Annotated in this window: 14 protein-coding genes; 6 read left to right on the top strand and 8 right to left on the bottom strand. The window is 70.5% G+C overall.

All coding sequences use genetic code 11. The annotated features are described in order from the left end of the window. Position 1: 1 nt before the first annotated feature. The 5 genes from scpC to GA0111570_RS11890 form a co-directional block, all read right to left on the bottom strand. Entirely contained in the window at positions 2-1,510 is a 1,509-nt protein-coding gene (gene scpC, locus GA0111570_RS11910) for a succinyl-CoA:acetate CoA-transferase ScpC (RefSeq protein WP_092611325.1), read from the bottom strand. A 137-nt stretch (positions 1,511-1,647) separates the two neighbouring features. Next, entirely contained in the window at positions 1,648-2,865 is a 1,218-nt protein-coding gene (locus GA0111570_RS11905) for a TerC family protein (protein ID WP_092611322.1), read from the bottom strand. Between the two features lie 148 nt (positions 2,866-3,013). Continuing rightward, the gene (locus tag GA0111570_RS11900) at positions 3,014-4,378 is read right to left on the bottom strand and encodes a TerC family protein (protein ID WP_092611319.1); all 1,365 of its coding nucleotides are present in this window, start codon (positions 4,376-4,378) and stop codon (positions 3,014-3,016) included. A 203-nt stretch (positions 4,379-4,581) separates the two neighbouring features. Continuing rightward, positions 4,582-5,424: a YwiC-like family protein gene (locus GA0111570_RS11895; protein ID WP_092611316.1), complete on the bottom strand. Its 843-nt coding sequence runs from the start codon at positions 5,422-5,424 to the stop codon at positions 4,582-4,584. A 41-nt stretch (positions 5,425-5,465) separates the two neighbouring features. Then, the gene (locus tag GA0111570_RS11890; protein ID WP_092611313.1) at positions 5,466-6,572 is read right to left on the bottom strand and encodes a class I SAM-dependent methyltransferase; all 1,107 of its coding nucleotides are present in this window, start codon (positions 6,570-6,572) and stop codon (positions 5,466-5,468) included. A gap of 196 nt (positions 6,573-6,768) precedes the next feature. Here GA0111570_RS11890 and GA0111570_RS11885 point away from each other — a divergent pair, with 196 nt between their 5' ends. From GA0111570_RS11885 to dcd, 6 genes are all read left to right on the top strand, one after another. Continuing rightward, entirely contained in the window at positions 6,769-7,680 is a 912-nt protein-coding gene (locus tag GA0111570_RS11885) for a pyruvate, water dikinase regulatory protein (RefSeq protein WP_092611413.1), read from the top strand. A 109-nt stretch (positions 7,681-7,789) separates the two neighbouring features. Beyond that, complete coding sequence (gene ppdK / locus GA0111570_RS11880) at positions 7,790-10,444, top strand: pyruvate, phosphate dikinase (protein WP_092611310.1); 2,655 nt, start codon at positions 7,790-7,792, stop codon at positions 10,442-10,444. A gap of 172 nt (positions 10,445-10,616) precedes the next feature. Next, positions 10,617-11,345, top strand: a complete 729-nt coding sequence (locus GA0111570_RS11875; RefSeq protein WP_175557467.1) for a PP2C family protein-serine/threonine phosphatase — start codon at positions 10,617-10,619, stop codon at positions 11,343-11,345. Further along, entirely contained in the window at positions 11,342-13,189 is a 1,848-nt protein-coding gene (locus tag GA0111570_RS18430; protein ID WP_092611304.1) for an FHA domain-containing protein, read from the top strand. The genes GA0111570_RS11875 and GA0111570_RS18430 overlap by 4 nt, the downstream gene beginning before the upstream one ends. Before the next feature lie 24 nt (positions 13,190-13,213). After that, positions 13,214-14,437, top strand: a complete 1,224-nt coding sequence (locus tag GA0111570_RS11865) for an ROK family protein (protein ID WP_217634140.1) — start codon at positions 13,214-13,216, stop codon at positions 14,435-14,437. A 142-nt stretch (positions 14,438-14,579) separates the two neighbouring features. Next, complete coding sequence (gene dcd / locus GA0111570_RS11860) at positions 14,580-15,161, top strand: dCTP deaminase (protein ID WP_092611298.1); 582 nt, start codon at positions 14,580-14,582, stop codon at positions 15,159-15,161. A 69-nt stretch (positions 15,162-15,230) separates the two neighbouring features. On the opposite strand, the gene GA0111570_RS17690 is transcribed toward dcd, so the two are convergent. From GA0111570_RS17690 to GA0111570_RS11845, 3 genes are all read right to left on the bottom strand, one after another. Next, the gene (locus tag GA0111570_RS17690) at positions 15,231-15,824 is read right to left on the bottom strand and encodes a TetR/AcrR family transcriptional regulator (protein WP_175557466.1); all 594 of its coding nucleotides are present in this window, start codon (positions 15,822-15,824) and stop codon (positions 15,231-15,233) included. Positions 15,825-15,891: 67 nt separating this feature from the next. Next, positions 15,892-16,770, bottom strand: coding sequence for an ECF transporter S component (locus tag GA0111570_RS11850; RefSeq protein ID WP_245703173.1), 879 nt, complete (start codon positions 16,768-16,770; stop codon positions 15,892-15,894). Beyond that, positions 16,767-18,380 (bottom strand): ABC transporter ATP-binding protein, encoded by a 1,614-nt coding sequence (locus GA0111570_RS11845; RefSeq protein ID WP_092611295.1) that lies wholly within the window; start codon positions 18,378-18,380, stop codon positions 16,767-16,769. Before GA0111570_RS11845 ends, GA0111570_RS11850 begins: the two co-directional genes overlap by 4 nt. Between the last annotated feature and the right edge of the window lie 9 nt (positions 18,381-18,389).

The following is an 18,389-nucleotide window of genomic DNA, read 5'->3' as shown; positions in this document are numbered from 1 at the left end:
CTCAGACCTTCATGGTGCCGGTCGCCAGCATGCGCTGGTGCCAGCTGAGGGCCTGGGACAGGTCGTGCGGGGTGTGCTGGCCGTTGGCGACCTTCTGCGCCACCGCGAAGTACTCCTCCAGCATCGGACGGAAGTCCGGGTGCGCGATCTTGATGATCGCGGGGACGCGCTGGCGCGGGGACTTGCCGCGCAGGTCGGCGACGCCGTACTCGCTGATGATCAGGTCGGTGTCGTGTTCGGTGTGGTCGACGTGCGAGACCATCGGCACGATCGCCGAGATGGCGCCGTCCTTGGCGGTGGAGGGGGTGACGAACACGGTCAGCGCGGCGTTGCGGGCGAAGTCGCCCGACCCGCCGATGCCGTTCTGCATCCGCGAGCCCATGATGTGCGTGGAGTTCACGTTGCCGTAGATGTCGGCCTCGATCATGCCGTTCATCGCGATCATGCCGAGACGGCGGATGACCTCCGGGTTGTTCGAGATCTCCTGGTTGCGCAGGATGATCTTGTCCCGGTAGAACTTCGCGTTGTCGTTCATCTTCTTCGCGTACTCCGGGGACAGCGAGAACGCGGTGGCCGAGGCGACACTCAGCTTGCCGGAGTCGATCAGGTCGACCATGCCGTCCTGGATCACCTCGGTGTAGGAGGTCAGGTTCTCGAACTGGCCGTGCAGCAGGCCGGCGAGGACGGCGTTGGCGATGTTGCCCACACCGGACTGCATGGCCGGCATCGGGTCGGGCAGGCGGCCGGCCTTCTCCTCCAGGTCGAGGAAGTCCAGCAGGTGGCTGGCGATTGACTTGGACACGTCGTCGAGCGGCTTGAACGGCGAGTTGCGGTCCGGGGTGTCGTTCTCGACGACCGCGATCACCTTGGCGGGGTCGACGGTCAGGTACTTGCTGCCGATCCGGTCCGAGGCGTGGAAGACCGGGATCGCGAAGTCCAGCGGCGCCTTGCGGAGGCCGCCGAACACGTCGTGCATGCCCTCCAGGTCCTCGGACTGCCAGGAGTTGACCTCGAAGATCACCCGGTCGGCGGCGTCGAGCCAGGCCTGGTTGTTGCCGATGGAGGAGGACGGGACCAGCGAACCGTCGGCCTTGATGGCGGTCAGCTCGATGATCGCGACGTCCATCTTGCCGTGGAAGCCGTTGCGCACCTGCGGGGCGATGTGCGACAGGTGGATGTCGGCGTAGTTGATGCTGCCGGCGTTGATCCGCTTGCGGGTCTCGGGATCGGACTGGTACGGCGTACGGAAGTCGACCGCATCGGCGAGGGCCAGCTCGCCGTCCAGCTCGGGGGCGGTCGAGGCGCCCGTGTTCAGGCCGACCCGGAAGGAGCGGCCGGCCTCGTGCTCGGCCTTCGCGCGAGCAGCCAGGGCGATCGGCACCGCCTTGGGGTAGCCCGAGCCGGTGAAGCCCGAGACACCGAGCCTGTCGCCGTCATTGATCAGCGCGGCGGCGTCCTCGGCGCTCATCACCTTGCTCTGGTACGCGGCGTTGTGGATCCGATTGCCCATGAAGTCCTCCAATAGGGGTGCAGCTTTGCACTGCTTAACCTACAGGTCGCCCGCTCGCGGGGGGCAGGAACCGGCAACGAGTCCGACGGATCACTCTGCGGACGAGGGAGGAGCGGCGTACGATGCCCGGCCTCAGGTCAGCGGCTCTCGGTCGCCCGGGAGAGGAAGTCCTGGTGCTCGCCGTGCGCCCGGTGGATCAGGTCGCGGTAGTGCTGCTCGTTCTCGATCAGCTCCGACTTGAGGTGGTCGGGGATACGCGGCATCCCGCCCAGCTTCTGGCCCAGCTGGCGGTTGATCCGCGTACGCTCCTCGAGCGGCGCGTCGGCCGGCAGGGCCAGGTAGCGCTCGGCCAGGTCCTCGGTGGCGCGGATGATCGCCATGGCGCGTCCCCGCGGGCTGTAGAGCGAGAACAGCACGGTCACCGCCAGCACGCCGAGGATGAACACCAGCGACATCTGGGTGGTGATCTCCAGCACCGGCACCGGCTCCCCGGCGTTGATGAAGGGCAGGTTGTTCTCGTGCAGCGCGTGCAGGACCAGCTTCACCGCGATGAAGGCCAGGATCGCCGACAGCCCGTACGACAGGTAGATCAGCCGGTCCAGCAGCCCGTCGATCAGGAAGAACAGCTGTTTCAGGCCCATCAAGGAGAACACCACGGCGGTGAAGACCAGGTAGACCTCCTGGGTCAGGCCGAAGATCGCCGGGATCGAGTCGAGGGCGAACAGGACGTCGGTGCCGCCGATCGCGATCATCACCAGCAGCATCGGGGTCATCGCGCGACGCCCGTCCAGCTGGGTGAACAGCTTGTTGCCCTCGTACTGGTCGGACGTGTGGAAGACCCGGCGGACCGCCCGGATGAAGAAGTTCTCCCCGGACTCCTCCTCGTCGTCGTCCCCGCTGAGGGCCTCCTTGAGCGTGGAGCCGGCGGTGATCAGCAGGATCAGGCCGAAGATGTAGAAGACCCAGGCGAACGCGTTGATCGCTGCGGCACCGACGAAGATCAGCGCCGAGCGGAAGATCAGCGAGACCACGATGCCGAACAGCAGCACCTCCTGCTGGGACTCCCGCGGCACCTTGAACGACGCCATGATGATCAGGAAGACGAACAGGTTGTCCACGCTCAGGGAGAGCTCGGTGACGTAGCCGGCGTAGTACTGGGTGGCGAAGTTCGGGCCCCAGTGCCACAGCACGAACAGGCCGAAGGACAGTGCGATGGTGACGTAGAGAGCGGACCAGGCCGCCGACTCCTTGAGCCCGGGGGTGTGCGGCTTGCGCGCGTGGAAGATGAAGTCGAAGAGCAGCATCCCCACGACGAAGAGGGTGGTGAGCACCCAGGTGAGGCCGGAAACCGCCATGCGTCGTCCCTTCTGTTCAACCGGCGCAGTCTATCAGGCGCACTCCGGCCCCCGGATTTCCGTGCATCGGGCACGGGCCGGGGGCCGGAGGAACGGTTGCCGGGACGTACGGGCCGGTGACGTACGTCAGTGGCGCCGGTGACGTACGTCAGTGGTGCTGCGGGCGCCCCTCGCTGCTGCCCTCGGGGGCGGTCGAGCCGACCGACTCCTCGGCCGAGCCGACCGACTCGGCGGCCGGGTTGACGATGTCGCTGAAGGCGGTCTTGCGGCGCTCCAGCTCGGCCGACTCCGCCGAGGAGGTGTCGTCGGAGGACTGCCGGGCGCTCAGGTAGTCCAGGTGCTCACCGTGCACCTCGTGCAGCAGCTCCATGTAGTGGCGCCTGTCGGAGATCAGCTCGTCCTTCAGGCTGTCGGAGATCCGCGGCATCCGCTGCAGCTGGCGGGCCAGCTTGCGGCTGATCGCGTCGCGCTGGGAGTCGGTGGCGTCGGCCGGCAACTGCAGGTAGCGCTCGGACAGCATCTCGGTGGCGCTGACCACCGACATGGCCCGGCCCCTCGGGCTGTAGAGCGAGGCGAGCACGGTGACCACCAGGATGCCGATGATCACGCTGAGCGACAGGCTGGTGGTGATCTCGAAGACCGTCACGTGCTCGCCGCCGTTGATGAAGGGCAGGTTGTTCTCGTGCAGCGCGTGCAGGAACAGCTTCACTGCGATGAAGCCGAGGATCGCGGACAGGCCGTACGACAGGTAGATCAGGCGGTCCAGCAGGCCGTCGATCAGGAAGTACAGCTGCTTGAGGCCGAGCAGCGAGAAGGCGACCGCGGTGAAGACCAGGTAGACCTCCTGGGTCAGGCCGAAGATCGCCGGGATCGAGTCGAGGGCGAACAGCAGGTCGGTGCCGCCGATCGCGATCATCACCAGCAGCATCGGCGTCATCACCCGGCGGCCGTTGAGGTGGGTGAACAGCTTGTTGCCGTCGTACTCGTCAGAGGTGTGGAAGATCCGGCGGATCAGCTTGATGAATCGGCTGTCGCCCTCTTCCTCCTCGTCACCCTTCAGGGCCTCCTTCAGCGTCGAGCCGGCGGTGGCGAGCAGGATCACGGCGAAGATGTAGAAGACCCAGGCGAACTGGTTGATCAGGCCCGCGCCGACGAAGATCAGGCCGGTCCGGGCGATCAGCGAGAAGGCGATGCCGAACAGCAGCACCTCCTCCTGGTACTGCCGCGGCACCCGGAAGGTCGCCAGGATGATCAGGAAGACGAACAGGTTGTCGACGCTGAGCGCCTTCTCGGTGATGTAGCCGGCGTAGTACTGGCCGGCGAAGTCGCCGCCCCACAGGGCCAGTACCACCAGGCCGAAGACCAGGGCGATGCCGACGTACGCGGCGGACCAGATCGCAGACTCGCGCATGGTCGGGACGTGCGGCTTGCGGGCGTGGAACACGAAGTCGTAGACCAGCATCCCGAGGATCAGGGCTACGGTGAGGGTCCATACCAACGGTGAGACCGTCATGGGTGGGAGTCCTTCCAAGGAGTCGACAGAAGTCGCCTCGCAAGTCTCTCCGCCTCACCCCTCGGGGCCAGGCCGCACCACCCGGTCGGGCCCATCGGGGCCGACGTGCTGACGTGTGGTGTGTTGCGGATACTCCCTCACGGACTCCACCACGTTACCAGTGTGGGGTGGCTCACTCGAAATCGTCGTTCCTCCGGGCGCCTCTACGAGGTCGTGAACGCGATCACCATCAGCGCGAGCGAGAAGACACCCTCGGCCAGGCCGAGCTGCTTGGGCGTGAACCGCAGGCCGTCGGTCCGCATCGGTCCGACCAGCGGCAGGGCGAGGGATCGTACGACCAGGATCGCGAACAGGACCGCCCACGCCCAGGGGAAGCCGGTGAGCAGGCTCGCCACCACGGCCGCGGCCAGCACTGCCACGTGCCAGCCGACCGACATCGCCAGGAAGCCGGCATTGCCGCGTTCGCGGATCATCGACTTCACGAAGAAGACCGTGCCGCCGAAGTAGCCGAGGCACGCCAGCGCCAGGCCGACCGCCGTGCCGTCGGAGGACGGGACCTCGGCCGGCGATGCGTACGCCGCGACCAGCACGACCAGGCAGGCGGCCGCGACCGTGAGCAGGCCACCGACCAGGGCCCGCTCGTGGCGGGAGGCGGCCAGGGCCAGCGCCACGGCGAGCACCGGGACGAACGGGACCACCCACCAGGCCAGGGCCACCCCGGCGAGGGCCCAGGTCAGCAGGCCCAGGGCCGCGGTGATCGCGCCGTAGACCAGCACCGGGCGCCGGTACCGGGCCTGGCGGCGCGACTTCAGCCAGACCGAGGTCGCATGGAAGGTGAAGTAGCCGACCAACCAGAACAGGCCCAGTACCAGGGCGTACGCGGCGCCGCGGCCCTGGTGGAAGCGCAGCCAGGTGCCCAGCACCCAGGGCACGATCACCATGGCCCAGGCGCCGTGCTGGTTGGGTACCCAGCCGCTGGTCCGGTGGTGCCCCCGTTGCTTGCGTACGGGTGCGGGGGTGGCGGGCTGGAAAGACACGGAACTCACGTCGCAATTCAACACGACCGGTCCAACGGTCCGGACGCGGGTCAGGACTCCCGTGTGCTGCGGGTGACGATGTAGCTGCGGTCGCGGGCCACGACCTCGGAGGGGCCGACGTCGCGGCGCAGCGCCGGCAGGTAGGGCAGGTGCGCGTTGTAGACGCACCACAGCTCACCTCCCGGCCGCAGGGCGTGGGCGGCGGAGGCGATCATCCGGAACGCCGGGGAGGAGTCCTTGGCCGAGCCGACGTGGAAGGGCGGGTTGCAGACGACCAGGTCCAGGTCGGCGGCCGACCAGTCGGTGAGGGCATCGGTGCGGAGGACCTCGACAGTGGCCCGGTTCGCCGCGGCGGTGGCCGCGGTGGCGGCGACGGCCGCACGGGAGGAGTCCACCCCGGTGACCTGCCAGCCGTTGCGGGCCAGGACAGTGGCGAGGATGCCCGATCCCGAGCCCAGGTCGACCGCCCGGTCCGCGCCGGGGGCGGGCCTCAGGTCGGCGACCTGGCCGAGCAGCAGGCGGGTGCCGAGGTCGAGCTTGTTCCCGGCGAAGGTGGCGCCATGGGACAGCACGGTCAGCCCGAACTCCTCCAGGGCCGCCTCCCGGGGCCAGGTCGGTTGCGTCCCGCGGGCGTCGGGCAGGGCGCCGGCGGCGTGCAGCACCCGGCACTTGCGTACGCCCAGGCTGGCCCGGACCTCGCCGAAGTGGGCGGCCAGCACGTCGTTCATCCCGCGAGTCATGTGCTTGACCCGCGCGCCGGCGACCAGCCTGACCTCGGGGTGGCAGTGGGTGGCGACGAGTTCGGCCAGCTCGTCTAGCGCGTTCAGGTTGGCCGGCAGGCGCAGCAGGACCAGCCGGACCTCGGCCAGCCGCGGGTCGTCCCAGGACTCCAGCAGTTCGGCCGGTACGTCGGCCTCGTCCTCGAGCTGGTCGGAACGGTGCAGGACCGTACGTCCCTGGCCGGCCAGCTCGGCCGCGACGGCCGGGGCCTCCAGGACCAGCACCGGGGCGTCGGCGAGGTCCTCGCCGGACCCGGCCTCGTCGGTGTCCTCGCCGGACCCGAACGCGTCCTCCTCGGACGCGTCCCCCGACTCCGCGGGATCGACCGTGAGGGCTTCGTCGAGGATCAGGTCGTCTACCGCGTCGAGCTTGTGCATTCCCCGAGCCTAGTGGTCCCGGCCACAGCCGGCGGCCCGGACGTCCGTGCCGGGCAGCGGGACGCGTCCCGGACTCCGGCACCCGATGGGCCGCCGTCTCAGCAGGTGGTCGGAATTCCGCTTCGTTGTCCCCGGTTGCGGAACGGTGCGGACCTGCCCCCGCGATCCTTCACCGGCGGGGGCTAGTGTGCTCCTCGTGGCGGGGGAAGTCCTTGAAGTTCATGTCATTGCCGACTCCACGGGAGAGACGGCGGCTCGCCTTGCCCGCGCGGCACAGGCGCAGTTCCCGTCGCGCCGGTTCCGGATCATCCGCCATCCCCGGATCACCTCGGTGGAGGGCGTGCTGTCGGCGGTGGAGAGCCTGAAGGGCCGCCCGCACGACCGGATCGTCCTCACCACCCTGGTCAATCCCGACCTGCGCGACCTGGTGAACCGGGCCTGCGACGAGATGGGCGTACGACACTCCGACCTGCTCGGCCCCACCCTGCGCAGTATCGAGGAGATCACCGGGACCGAAGCCGACCTGGTCCCGATGCGCCCGGTCGGGGTGGAGGCGGACTACTTCACCCGGATCGGCGCCATGCACTACGTCATCCAGCACGACGACGGCCAGCACCTCGAGGGGTTGAGGAGCGCGGACATCGTCCTGCTCGGTGCCTCGCGCAGCGGCAAGACACCGCTGTCGATGTACCTGGGCTACCTCGGCTACCGGACCGCCAACGTCCCGCTCGTGCTCGGCATCGACCCGCCCGCGCAGCTTGCCGCGGTCGACCGCTGGCGGCTGGTCGGGCTGACCATGGACCCGGAGCGGCTGGTCGAGATCCGCAAGGAGCGGGTGGGACGCCTCGGCCAGGGCACCGGCCTGCGCAACCGCAAGGACGGCTACGCCGACCTGGCCCGGGTGTACGACGAGGTCGACCAGATCGTGGCGCTGCAGCGCCGGCTCGGGGCCGTGGTGATGAACACCACCTCGGTCGCCCTGGAGGAGAGCGCCGCCAAGATCATCGAGACCGTCGAGCGCCGCGCCCTCCAGGCCGGCGCCCACCTCAGGGAGATCGCCGGTGAGCCGCGGGCCACGCCCCGCGCCTCGGCGAAACCCCCCACCTGAACTCCCGGCAACGGGTATGGTCCGCATCCCACGAGGATGCTCCCTCCGGTTGACCACCGGAACCCGACTTGCCGGACAGAGGGGTTCGGCACAGAAGAGGAGAAGTTTGATGACAGAACAGGCCTCCAGCCCCTACATCTATGACCTTGCAGACGGCAATGCGGACATGAAGCCCCTCCTGGGCGGCAAGGGTGCCGGTGTTGCCGAGATGCACCGCATCGGTGTGCCGGTACCCGACGCCTTCACCGTGACCACCACCGCGTGTGTCGAGACGATGCGGACCGGCGAGTGGCCGGCCGGACTCTGGGACCAGATCCAGGCCGCCGTGAAGCGCCTCGAGGAGCGCACCGGTCGTACGCTCGGTGGCTCGGAGAAGCCCCTGCTGGTCTCCGTACGCTCCGGCTCGGTCCAGTCCATGCCCGGCATGATGGACACCATCCTGAACCTGGGCATCTCCGACTCCTCGGTCGAGGCGCTCGGTGCCGAGGCCGGCAACCCGCGCTTCGCCTGGGACTCCTACCGCCGCTTCATCTCCATGTACGGGGAGGTCGTCGAGGGCATCGCCCCGCACATCTACGAGGACGCGCTCAGCGCGGCCAAGCAGGCCAAGGGCGTCGCCAGCGACACCGACCTGGATGCCGAGGATCTCAAGGCGCTGGTGGCGGAGTACAAGCGCCTTTCCAGCGACGCCCTGGGTGGCGCCTGGACCACCGACCCGATGGAGCAGCTGCGCCGCGCCGTCGACGCCGTGTTCAAGTCCTGGAACAACCCGCGGGCCGAGGTCTACCGTCGGGCGAACAACATCTCCGCAGCCATGGGCACCGCCGTCAACGTGATGCAGATGGTGTTCGGCAACATGGGCGAGACCTCCGGCACCGGTGTCTGCTTCACCCGCAACCCCTCCACCGGCGCCAAGGAGCTCTACGGCGAGTTCCTCACCAACGCCCAGGGCGAGGACGTGGTGTCCGGCATCCGTACGCCGCGCCGGCTGGAGGAGATGGAGCAGGTCCTCCCCGAGGCGTACCACCAGCTCATCGAGACGATGGAGCTGATGGAGAAGCACTACAAGGACATGCAGGACATGGAGTTCACCATCCAGGATGGCAAGCTCTACATGCTGCAGACCCGCAACGGCAAGCGCACCGCCCGCGCAGCGCTGCGGGTCGCCGGTGACCTGGTCGACGAGGGGATCATCGACAAGACGGAGGCCGTGCGCCGGATCGAGCCGGGCCAGCTGGACCAGCTGATGCACCCCGGCATCGACCCCGACGCGAAGCCGGAGGCCATCACCACCGGCCTGAACGCGTCCCCGGGTGCCGCCGTCGGTGCCATCGTGTTCGACGCCGACACCGCCGAGGAGCGTGGCAAGGCCGGCGAGGACGTCGTGCTGGTGCGCTGGGAGACCACCCCGGACGACATCCACGGGGTCATCCAGGCCCAGGGCGTGCTGACCTCCCACGGCGGCATGACCTCCCATGCGGCCGTCGTGGCGCGCGGCATGGGTACCCCCTGTGTCGCCGGTGCGCACGAGCTGGCCATCGACGCCGCCAACAAGGTCGTCACGGTCAACGGTCGTACGTGGCACGAGGGCGACATCATCTCGATCGACGGCACCACCGGTGAGGTCTTCGAGGGTGCGGTCAAGTTGATCCCGCCGGCGATGGACGAGGACTTCGAGCGGATCATCAGCTGGGCCGACGAGGTCAAGTCGCTGGTCGTGCGCGCGAACGCGGACAACGGTCCTGATGCCGCCAAGGCGCGCGAGTTCGGCGCCCAGGGCATCGGCCTGTGCCGCACCGAGCACATGTTCATGGACGAGGTCCGCCTGCCCGCCGTGCAGCGGATGATCCTGGCCGAGGACCAGGCCGAGCGGGCGGCCGCCCTGGCGGAGATCCTGCCGCTGCAGCAGTCCGACTTCGAGTCGATCTTCGAGGCGATGACCGGCCTGCCGGTCAACATCCGACTGCTCGACCCGCCGCTGCACGAGTTCCTGCCCGGCCTGGTCGAGCAGAACCTGAAGGTCCAGGAGCTGCGCCTGACCGGCGGTTCGCAGGAGGACATCACCAGGGAGGAGGCCCTGCTGGCCCGGGTGAAGAAGCTGTCCGAGGCCAACCCGATGCTCGGCCTGCGTGGCTGCCGCCTGTCCCTGCTGTACCCGGAGATCCCGGTGATGCAGACCAAGGCCATCGTCCGCGCCGCGATCGCCGTCAAGCAGCGCGGTGGCGACCCGGTGCTGGAGATCATGGTGCCGCTGGTGGCCTACCCGGAGGAGCTCAAGCGCCTCCGCGAGATCATCGTCCGGGTGGCCGACGAGGAGATCGCCGCCGCCGGCATCGAGCTGGAGTACACGGTCGGCACGATGATCGAGCTGCCGCGCGCGGCCCTGGTCGCTGACCAGATCGCCGAGTACGCCGACTACTTCAGCTTCGGCACCAACGACCTGACCCAGACCGGTATCGGCCTGTCGCGTGATGACGCGGAGGGATCCTTCCTCAACGCGTACATCGACAACGACATCATCCCGGCCAACCCGTTCGCCCAGATCGACCGCGACGGTGTCGGCGAGCTGGTCCGGATCGGGGTCGAGAAGGGTCGCAAGGCCAAGCCCGGCCTGAAGACCGGTGTCTGCGGCGAGCACGGCGGTGACCCGGAGTCGATCGAGCTGTTCAACGAGATCGGGATGAACTACGTGTCCTGCTCCCCGTACCGCGTGCCGATCGCCCGCCTCGCGGCGGCGCGTGCGGCGCTGGGTGCGCAGGGCTGATCCTGGCCTGAACCGGGCCGACCCGTACGGGTGGTCCGAACGCTGTAGCGGCCGGTCCGGGCGATGCGCCCGGGCCGGCCGATGCACGTCCGGGACCCCTTGGGTGTGACGATCCGGTTGCGCCCGGGGACCGGGTCCGCCCGATGGAACCGGTCTCACTAGGATCACAGGCGTGGAGACGCTCACCTACGCCGTACTGACCGACAAGGGAACCGTCCGGGCCGAGAACCAGGATTCGGTGCTGGCCGACCCTCCGGTGTTCCTCGTCGCGGATGGTATCGGTGGCCAGGCCGGGGGTGCGCTGGCCAGCCAGGCGATCGTCGAGGAGTTCCGTACGCTCGTCGGCCGCGCCGTCGACGTGGAGGAGGTGGCGGCCGTCGTGAAGGCCGCGCATCGGCGCGTTGTGGGCCTGCACGACGAGAACCCCGGCGCCGGCAGCACCTTGTGTGCGCTGGTCGTGGTCCGGGTGGACGACACCGACCTCTGGATGGTGCTGAACGTCGGTGACTCGCGCTGCTACCTGGTCCACGAGGAGGACGGGCGGCGCCGGGTCCGGCAGGTCACCGTCGACCACTCGCTGGTGCAGGAGATGATCGACGCCGGCGTCCTCGACCCCGAGGAGGCGGAAAAGACGCCGCTGCGCAACGTGATCACCCGCGCGATGGGGTCGGAGCAGGAGTCCGAGAGCGACGTGTGGCTGCTGCCGTTCGAACCGGGCCAGCGATTGATGCTGTGCAGCGACGGGCTGGTGAACGCCGTCCCGATGGCTGAGATCGAGGCCGTCCTCCTCGGTCCGCAGCCCCCTGCTACGGCCTGTCAGACCCTTCTTGAGGGTGCCTTGGGTTACGGTGCACGTGACAATGTGTCAGTCGTAGTTGTCGACGTAGGGGATGGGCGATGAACATTCAGGGCCCGCAGGCCGCAAGCCAGGAGTCCACCGAGCCGATCGGTACGTGGCGTGTCACGTACGCCCCCGGGGAATGGGTCGCGCTCGCCGGCCCCGACGCCCTGGTGGTGATGCCGCCCGCCCCCGCGCGCGCCGGCCGTTTCCTCACCCGCCTCTGGGAGTCCATCGTCCCGACCGCGTCGATCGATGACCTCGTGGCCGAGCTCGGTCGCGCCGGCGTGACCGAGATGCCCGACATGGTCGCGCTGTTCTGGGACGCGGGCTCGATGCACAGCCTCGTCCGCGGTCGCCTCCGGGTCGTCGACCCGGCCACCGGTGACGTGATCGCCAGCGGCGAGGGCGTCCGGACGTGGAACGAGGTCGGCCTCGGTGACGTCCGTACGGTCGCGATCGTGCCGTCCGACGAGGCTCCCGCCGGCGACGACGTCCTGCACCTGCCGCTGGTGGTCGGCGCGGCACGGGTCGGATCCCTGGTGGTCGAGACCTCCGCCGAGCGCCTGGTGAAGAGCCCGCCCGCCGCGCCGCGTGCGTCGGTGGTCGAGCCGGCCAGGACCGAGGCGCCGCGCCACGACACGTCCGGCTGGGCTGCCCCTGCCGGAGCTGCTGCGGGACCTGCTGCCGGGTCTGGTGCTGCTGCCGGCGCTGCCGCAGCCCTCGCCGCCGGCGGCCTGGCCGCGGGTATCGCTGCTGGTGCTGCTGGTGCTGCTGGTGCTGCTGGTGCTGCTGGTGCTGCTGGTGCTGCTGGTGCCGCTGGTCCGGCGGGCGTGGAACACCCCGGTGGACACGAGCCCGAGCACCCGCACGGCCAGGTGTACGACCCGGTGCACCCCGAGTCCGACGAGCCCTCGGTGGTGCACCACCACGGTTCCCACCCGGCCGAGACCGGTGCCTACCCCGCCGACGACGAGCCGCGGACGGCCGAGCTGGCCGCCGTACCCGCCGCCTGGGACGACGAGCCGCAGACCTGGGACGAACGACAGGTCGGAGGCACCGGCTCCCAGGCTCGCATCGACCCCGATGACGCCGCCGCCGAGGACATGGACGCCTCGCTGGCGCAGCAACCGCAGGCCGCGCCGGTGTGGAACCGTCCCGCCACCGACACGGGCCGAACCGGCCCCGACTCGGCTACCCAACTGCTCGACGTCCCCTCCGGCGCGCCCGGATCCGACCATGACGCCGACGCCACCGGGCCGATGGCAGCCACTGAACTGCTCGACGTCCCGGACGGGGCGACCGGCCCGTCCGTCCCGATCGAGACCCCGGCCGCGCCCGGCCCCACTGCGCCCGGAGCCACCCAGCCCGGCCCGTCCGCTCCCGCCGATCGGTCCGGAGCGGCGCAACCGGCCGGACCCGCCGGCGTGTCCGGCACCGGGCTCATCGGCGCCGCAGCCTCCGGTGCCGGCGCGAGTGCTGCCGGCCACGAGGCCCACCGGGAGCAGCCCCAGGAGGAGCGCCCCCACGAGGCCACCGCGCCAGTGATGGCGATCCTGCGGCCGATCACCGGTGCGCCGGTGACCGTCGACCGGATCGTGCTGATCGGCCGGGCCCCCAACGCGGGCAAGGCCGGCGGCACCGGGGTCCCCAAGCTGATGACCGTGCCGAGCCCCTCGCACGACATCAGCCGCACCCACGTGAAGGTCGAGCCGGTCGGACGTACGGTCCAGGTCACCGACCTGCACTCGACCAACGGCACCGTGCTGATCACCGGCCCGGTCGGCGGTGATCCCTCGCTCGCCGGCCAGCGCCACCAGCTGGTGCCCGGCGAGCCCGTCGCGGTCCAGCCCGGGTGGATCCTCGACCTCGGTGACGGCGTGACGATCCTGATCGATCGCGCCTGACGCATGCCCCGACAACGCCACCGCGTGGACCTGGGAGTCCGCCAGGGGTCCCTCCGCGAAGCCAACCTCGAGCTCATCACTCGCCACGTGTTCGCCTTCGGCGACGAGGACCACCCGGTCTCCCGGGCCCGGCTCGCCGACGAGACGCACATGACGCGCTCCACGTCCTCGCGCTTGGTCGACGCCCTGATCGAGGGGCGGATCCTCGAGTCCCTGCCGGCGATCAGCGTCTCCGGGCGCGGCCGCCCGGCGGTCCCGCTCATCCCGGCCCGCGGCTCGTACGTGGGTCTGGGCATGGAGGTCGGCGTCGGTCTGCTCGCCGCCCGCTTGGTCGACCTGTCCGGCAGGGTGCTCGCCGACAGCCTGGACCAGCTGGACCTGACCGGGTCCGACCCGGCCAAGGCACTGCGGCACCTGGGCGTCATGGTCAAGGAGATCCTGGACGAGATGGCCCCGGGCCAGGTACTGGTCGGGGCGACGTTGTCGCTGCCCGGGCTGGTCGACATGTCGGCCGCACGCCTGCTCGTGGCGCCGAACCTCGGCTGGACCGACGTGGACCCCTACCCGTACCTGGAAGAGGTGCTCGGCCCCGAGATCGACTTCAGCGTCGGCAACTCGGCCAACCTCGCCGCCCGCACCGTGGCCCAGACCCGTCCCGGGCACCCCGGGCCGTGGTCGAGCTTCATCTACCTGCACGGTGACATCGGTGTCGGCGCCGCCATGATGCTCGACGGTCGGGAGATCGTCGGTGCGCATGGCTGGGCCGGCGAGATCGGACACATGACGGTCGACCCGAACGGGCCGGCCTGCCGCTGCGGCTCGCACGGCTGTCTCGAGCAGTACCTGGGCCGCCACCACCTGCTGCTGGCCGCCGGGATGCCGCCGCGCGCCTCGATCCACGACCTGCTCGCCCGGGTCCGGGCCGGTGACCCGCTGGCCGTCGAGGCGGTGCGAGCTGCCGGGCACGCGCTCGGATCGGTGCTGGCGAGCGTGGTGAACCTGCTCGACATGCCGACCCTCGTCCTCGGCGGTGACCTCGCCGTCATCGGGGAGTACCTGACCGGGCCGGTCGAGCAGGAGATGCGCCACCGACTCCTGTCCGACCCGCTGGCCAAGCCCCTGGTCGTGCTCGCCCCGGCCACCGCGGCCCCCGGGGCCACCGGCGCCGCTTACGTGGCCCTGGACCGGGTGATCCGCGACCCCGCCCGCTGGCTCGGCCCCGGCCGCGGCACCTCCGACCTCGACTGACCGACCTCGACGACCGGACGCGCACTCCCGGCCGCCGCCCGGACAGCGAGAGGCCGGCGCGACCGACCGCAGACCAGCGCGATCAGCGACCGTACGCCGTATGCCGTGCGGCAGGCGTGGCTGCTCGGTATAGGGTCGTGCCATGCTCCTGTCGGACCGCGACATTTCCGCCGAAATCGAGGCCGGTGCCATCGGCCTCAGCCCGTTCGACCCGGCGATGGTCCAGCCCGCCAGTGTCGACGTACGTCTGGACAAGTACTTCCGGATCTTCCAGAACCACCGCTATCCCAACATCGACCCCGCCGAGGAGCAGGCGGAGCTGACCCGGATGGTGGAGCCGGAGGGGCCCGACGAGCCGTTCATCCTGCACCCGGGCGAGTTCGTGCTGGCCTCCACCTACGAGGTCGTCACGCTGCCGACGCACCTGGCGGCGCGGCTGGAGGGCAAGTCCTCGCTGGGCCGGCTCGGCCTGCTGACGCACTCGACCGCTGGCTTCGTCGACCCGGGCTTCAGCGGTCACGTCACCCTGGAGCTGTCCAACGTCGCCACGCTGCCGATCAAGCTGTGGCCGGGCATGAAGATCGGCCAGCTCTGCTTCTTCCGGCTCTCCTCACCGGCCGAGGCCCCGTACGGCTCGGACCGGACCGGATCGCGCTACCAGGGCCAGGTCGGCCCGACACCGAGCCGCTCGTACCTGAACTTCCACCGCACCCGGATCGACTGATCCAGCCGGATCGTCCGAGCTGCCGGATCGACCGAGCTGCCGGATCGACCGCGTCACCCGACCGTCCGGTCAGGAGGCGGCGCGTGCGGGGCGCGCGGTGCCACCGAGCAGGATGGCGCACTCCTTCGCCCCGCTCTCATGGACGTACGAGGCGCCGCGGCGGGCGTACGCGGACTGGACCACCGCCCCGAACCGCCACGCGTTGACCTGCTTGGCGAGCCGCTCCGGCGCGATGGTCCACTCCATCCCGAAGTCGTCCGCGAGCCGCTGGAGGCCGTCGGCCAGCTGTCGGTCGTAGTCGGCCAGACGCTGCGACGTCTCCTCCCGCAACCCGTCGCGCAACACGCCGTAGATCGCCAGTTCGGCCACCACGCCCTGGGTCGCCGCGTCCTGGACGAGCAGTTCGCCCAAGAACTGCTCCAGGGCTTCGGGGAACGTGTCGGCGGTCGGCTCGGGGGACGGCGCCGGGACCAGCTGGCGCTCGATCAGCCGGAGCAGGAACTCCTCGTGGTTGGTGAAGGCGTAGTGGAACGAGGCCAACGGCATGCCTGCCTCGTTGACGATGGCCCGGGTGGTGGCCGCCGCGACCCCGGAGCGGGCGATCACGCGCACCCCGGCGTCCAGCAGCAGCTCTCGCCGGCGGGCGATCGGCAGGTTGGGCATGGCGGCCTCCATAGAGCCAAGCGGTCGGCACGAGCTCCCGAGGGCGAACCAGACGTATGTCGATAGTTTACGCGCGGTTCACATTCTGGGGGTCGCCGCCGGGAAATGCCGGGGTGGCGTCGAAGGCCGCGAGCCGGGACACCCGGGCGAACGCGCGCAGCAGTCCGCGGCCGAAGGCCAGCACCAGCAGGGCCGTGATGACGCCGCGGGGCAGGTCCCAGCCGAGCGAGGTGGCGAGCCAGAAGGCGCCGTACCGGGCCAGGTTGGCGGCCAGCGGGTCGCCGGCGATGAACGACAGGCCGGTCCCGTTGGCCGTGAAGGGCCAGAACCAGATGTTCATCACCAAGCCGTACGCCAGGCCCGCCACCGTCCCGTACGCGCCGAGCAGGCCGAGCTGCCAGGCCCGGACCGTACCGTGCAGCCGGGCCGCCCCGGGCAGCAGTCCGGCCCCGGCCCCGACCCAGCCGGCGGCGAACATCTGGAACGGCATCCACGGCCCCACGCCCGCAGTGAGCAGCCCGCCGGCCACGATCGACAGTGACCCCAGCACGAAGCCGAAGCCCGGACCGAAGGCGTAGCCGGCCAGCACCAACAGGAAGAAGCCCGGCTCCAGTCCCGCCACGCCGGGTGAGATCGCCCGCAGACCGGCGCCGACGGCGGTGAGCATCCCCAGCAGCGCCACCACCTTGGCGTCCATCCCGCCCTCGGACAGCTGGGCCAGTACCACGGCGGCCAGCAGCGGCAGGACCGCCACGAACAGCCACGGGGCGTCCTGGGTGTGGCTGATCGCGTGCGCGCCGGACTCCTGGCCGACCGGCACGAAGAACGGCCACCCGAACGCCAGCAGGCCGACCAGTGAGGCGGCGACGAGGGCCGCTGCCGAACGGGGGCCCATCGCGATCAGGGACAGTCGGGCGGCCCGGGTCATGGGGGCGGGGCGGGTCATGCCACCTGCTCCAGGGCCGCGGCGACCTGCCCGACGGTCAGGTAGGGGAGCGGGGCGAGCACCTTGGCCACCTGCGGGGCGAACATCGGCGAACCGGTCACCACTCGCTGGGCTGGCCCGTCGGCGACGACCTCGCCATCGGCGACCACCACCACCCGGTCGGCCAGCGTGGCGACCACCTCGACGTCGTGGGTGGACAGCACGATGCCGTGCCCGGTCGCGGCCAGCCGGGCCAGCTGGGCGCCGAGTCGCTGCTTGGCGCTGTAGTCCAGGCCCCGGGTCGGTTCGTCCAGGACCAGCAGGTCGGGCGACCCACTGAGCACCACGGCCAGGGCCAGGCACATCCGCTGGCCCTCGGACAGGTCCCGCGGGTGCCGTGACGCCGGGACGTCCGGGGCAAGGTCGGCCAGCAGGGCGGCACAGGTCCCGGCCGGGACGTCGAAGTCGGCATCGGCGGTGGCGCACTCCTCGGCCACCGAGGCGGCGTACAGCAGGTCGGCGGGATCCTGCGGGACCATCCCGACCCGGCGGACCAGCTCGCGCGGGGTGGACCGGCGAGGTACCACCCCACCGACCTCCACCGTCCCGGAGGTCGGGGCGACCAGGCCGGCCAGCACCGACAGCAGGGTCGACTTGCCGGCGCCGTTGCGGCCCATCAGCGCGCAGATCTCCCCGGCCCGGGCCTCGAAGTCGATCCCGCGCAGCGCCTCGACCCGCCCGTACCGGACGGTCAGGCCGTGGCTGGAGGCCAGTACCCGGCCCGGCAGGCCGGCGTGGGTGGTGCGCGGCGGGGGCACCTCGGGCAGGCCGTCCCGCAGCGTACGGGCCCGGCGGCGGGCGTCGCGGACCGACAGCGGCAGCGGTGTCCAGCCGGCCAGTCGGCCCAGCCGGACGATCGGCGGCACCACTGCGGCATCGGCCATCACCCGGCAGGGATCACCGGAGCGGACGATCCGGCCGGCGGCGATCTCGACCACCTGGTCGGCGTACTGCACCACGCGCTCGAGCCGGTGCTCGGCCATCAGCACGGTCATGCCCAGGTCGTCGACCAGGCGACGGATCGCCGACAGGACGTCCTCGGCGGCCTGCGGATCGAGGGCGGAGGTCGGCTCGTCCAGCACCAGGATCCGCGGGTGGGCTGTCAGCGCGGAGCCGATCGCGACCCGCTGGGCCTGGCCGCCGGACAGGGTCGTCACCGGACGGTTGCGCAGGTCGGCCAGGCCGAGCAGGTCGAGGGTCTCCTCGACCCGGACCCGCATGGTCTGTGGGCCGACACCGAGGGACTCCATCGTGTAGGCGAGCTCGGTCTCGACGGTGTCGGTGACGAAGGTCGAGGCGGGGTCCTGTCCGACCAGCCCGACCAGGTCGGCCAGGTCGCGGGGCTGCCACTCGGCGGTGTCCCGACCCCCGACCGTGACCCGGCCGGTCAGCAGGCCCCCGGTGAAGTGGGGGACCAAGCCGTTGGTGGCGCGCAGCAGGGTCGACTTGCCCGAGCCGGTCGGGCCGACCAGCAGGGCCAGTTCGCCTTCCTCGACGTGCAGGTCGATGTCGTCCAGGGTCGGGCGCGGGGCGCCGTCGTAGCGGAGCGAGACGTGGGTGAAGTCGATCATGGCTGGACG

The organism is Raineyella antarctica, from assembly GCF_900092135.1.
Taxonomy (GTDB): Bacteria; Actinomycetota; Actinomycetes; order Propionibacteriales; family Propionibacteriaceae; genus Raineyella; species Raineyella antarctica.
Note: the sequence above shows the minus strand (reverse complement) of the source record. Positions and strands in the feature narration are given on the sequence as shown.

Coding starts and splice junctions, on each gene's coding strand:
- scpC (WP_092611325.1), bottom strand. CDS start 1,510: ATGGGCAATCGGATCCACAACGCCGCGTACCAGAGCAAGGTGATGAGC.
- GA0111570_RS11905 (WP_092611322.1), bottom strand. CDS start 2,865: ATGGCGGTTTCCGGCCTCACCTGGGTGCTCACCACCCTCTTCGTCGTG.
- GA0111570_RS11900 (WP_092611319.1), bottom strand. CDS start 4,378: ATGACGGTCTCACCGTTGGTATGGACCCTCACCGTAGCCCTGATCCTC.
- GA0111570_RS11890 (WP_092611313.1), bottom strand. CDS start 6,572: ATGCACAAGCTCGACGCGGTAGACGACCTGATCCTCGACGAAGCCCTC.
- ppdK (WP_092611310.1), top strand. CDS start 7,790: ATGACAGAACAGGCCTCCAGCCCCTACATCTATGACCTTGCAGACGGC.
- GA0111570_RS18430 (WP_092611304.1), top strand. CDS start 11,342: ATGAACATTCAGGGCCCGCAGGCCGCAAGCCAGGAGTCCACCGAGCCG.
- dcd (WP_092611298.1), top strand. CDS start 14,580: ATGCTCCTGTCGGACCGCGACATTTCCGCCGAAATCGAGGCCGGTGCC.
- GA0111570_RS17690 (WP_175557466.1), bottom strand. CDS start 15,824: ATGCCCAACCTGCCGATCGCCCGCCGGCGAGAGCTGCTGCTGGACGCC.
- GA0111570_RS11850 (WP_245703173.1), bottom strand. CDS start 16,770: ATGACCCGCCCCGCCCCCATGACCCGGGCCGCCCGACTGTCCCTGATC.
- GA0111570_RS11845 (WP_092611295.1), bottom strand. CDS start 18,380: ATGATCGACTTCACCCACGTCTCGCTCCGCTACGACGGCGCCCCGCGC.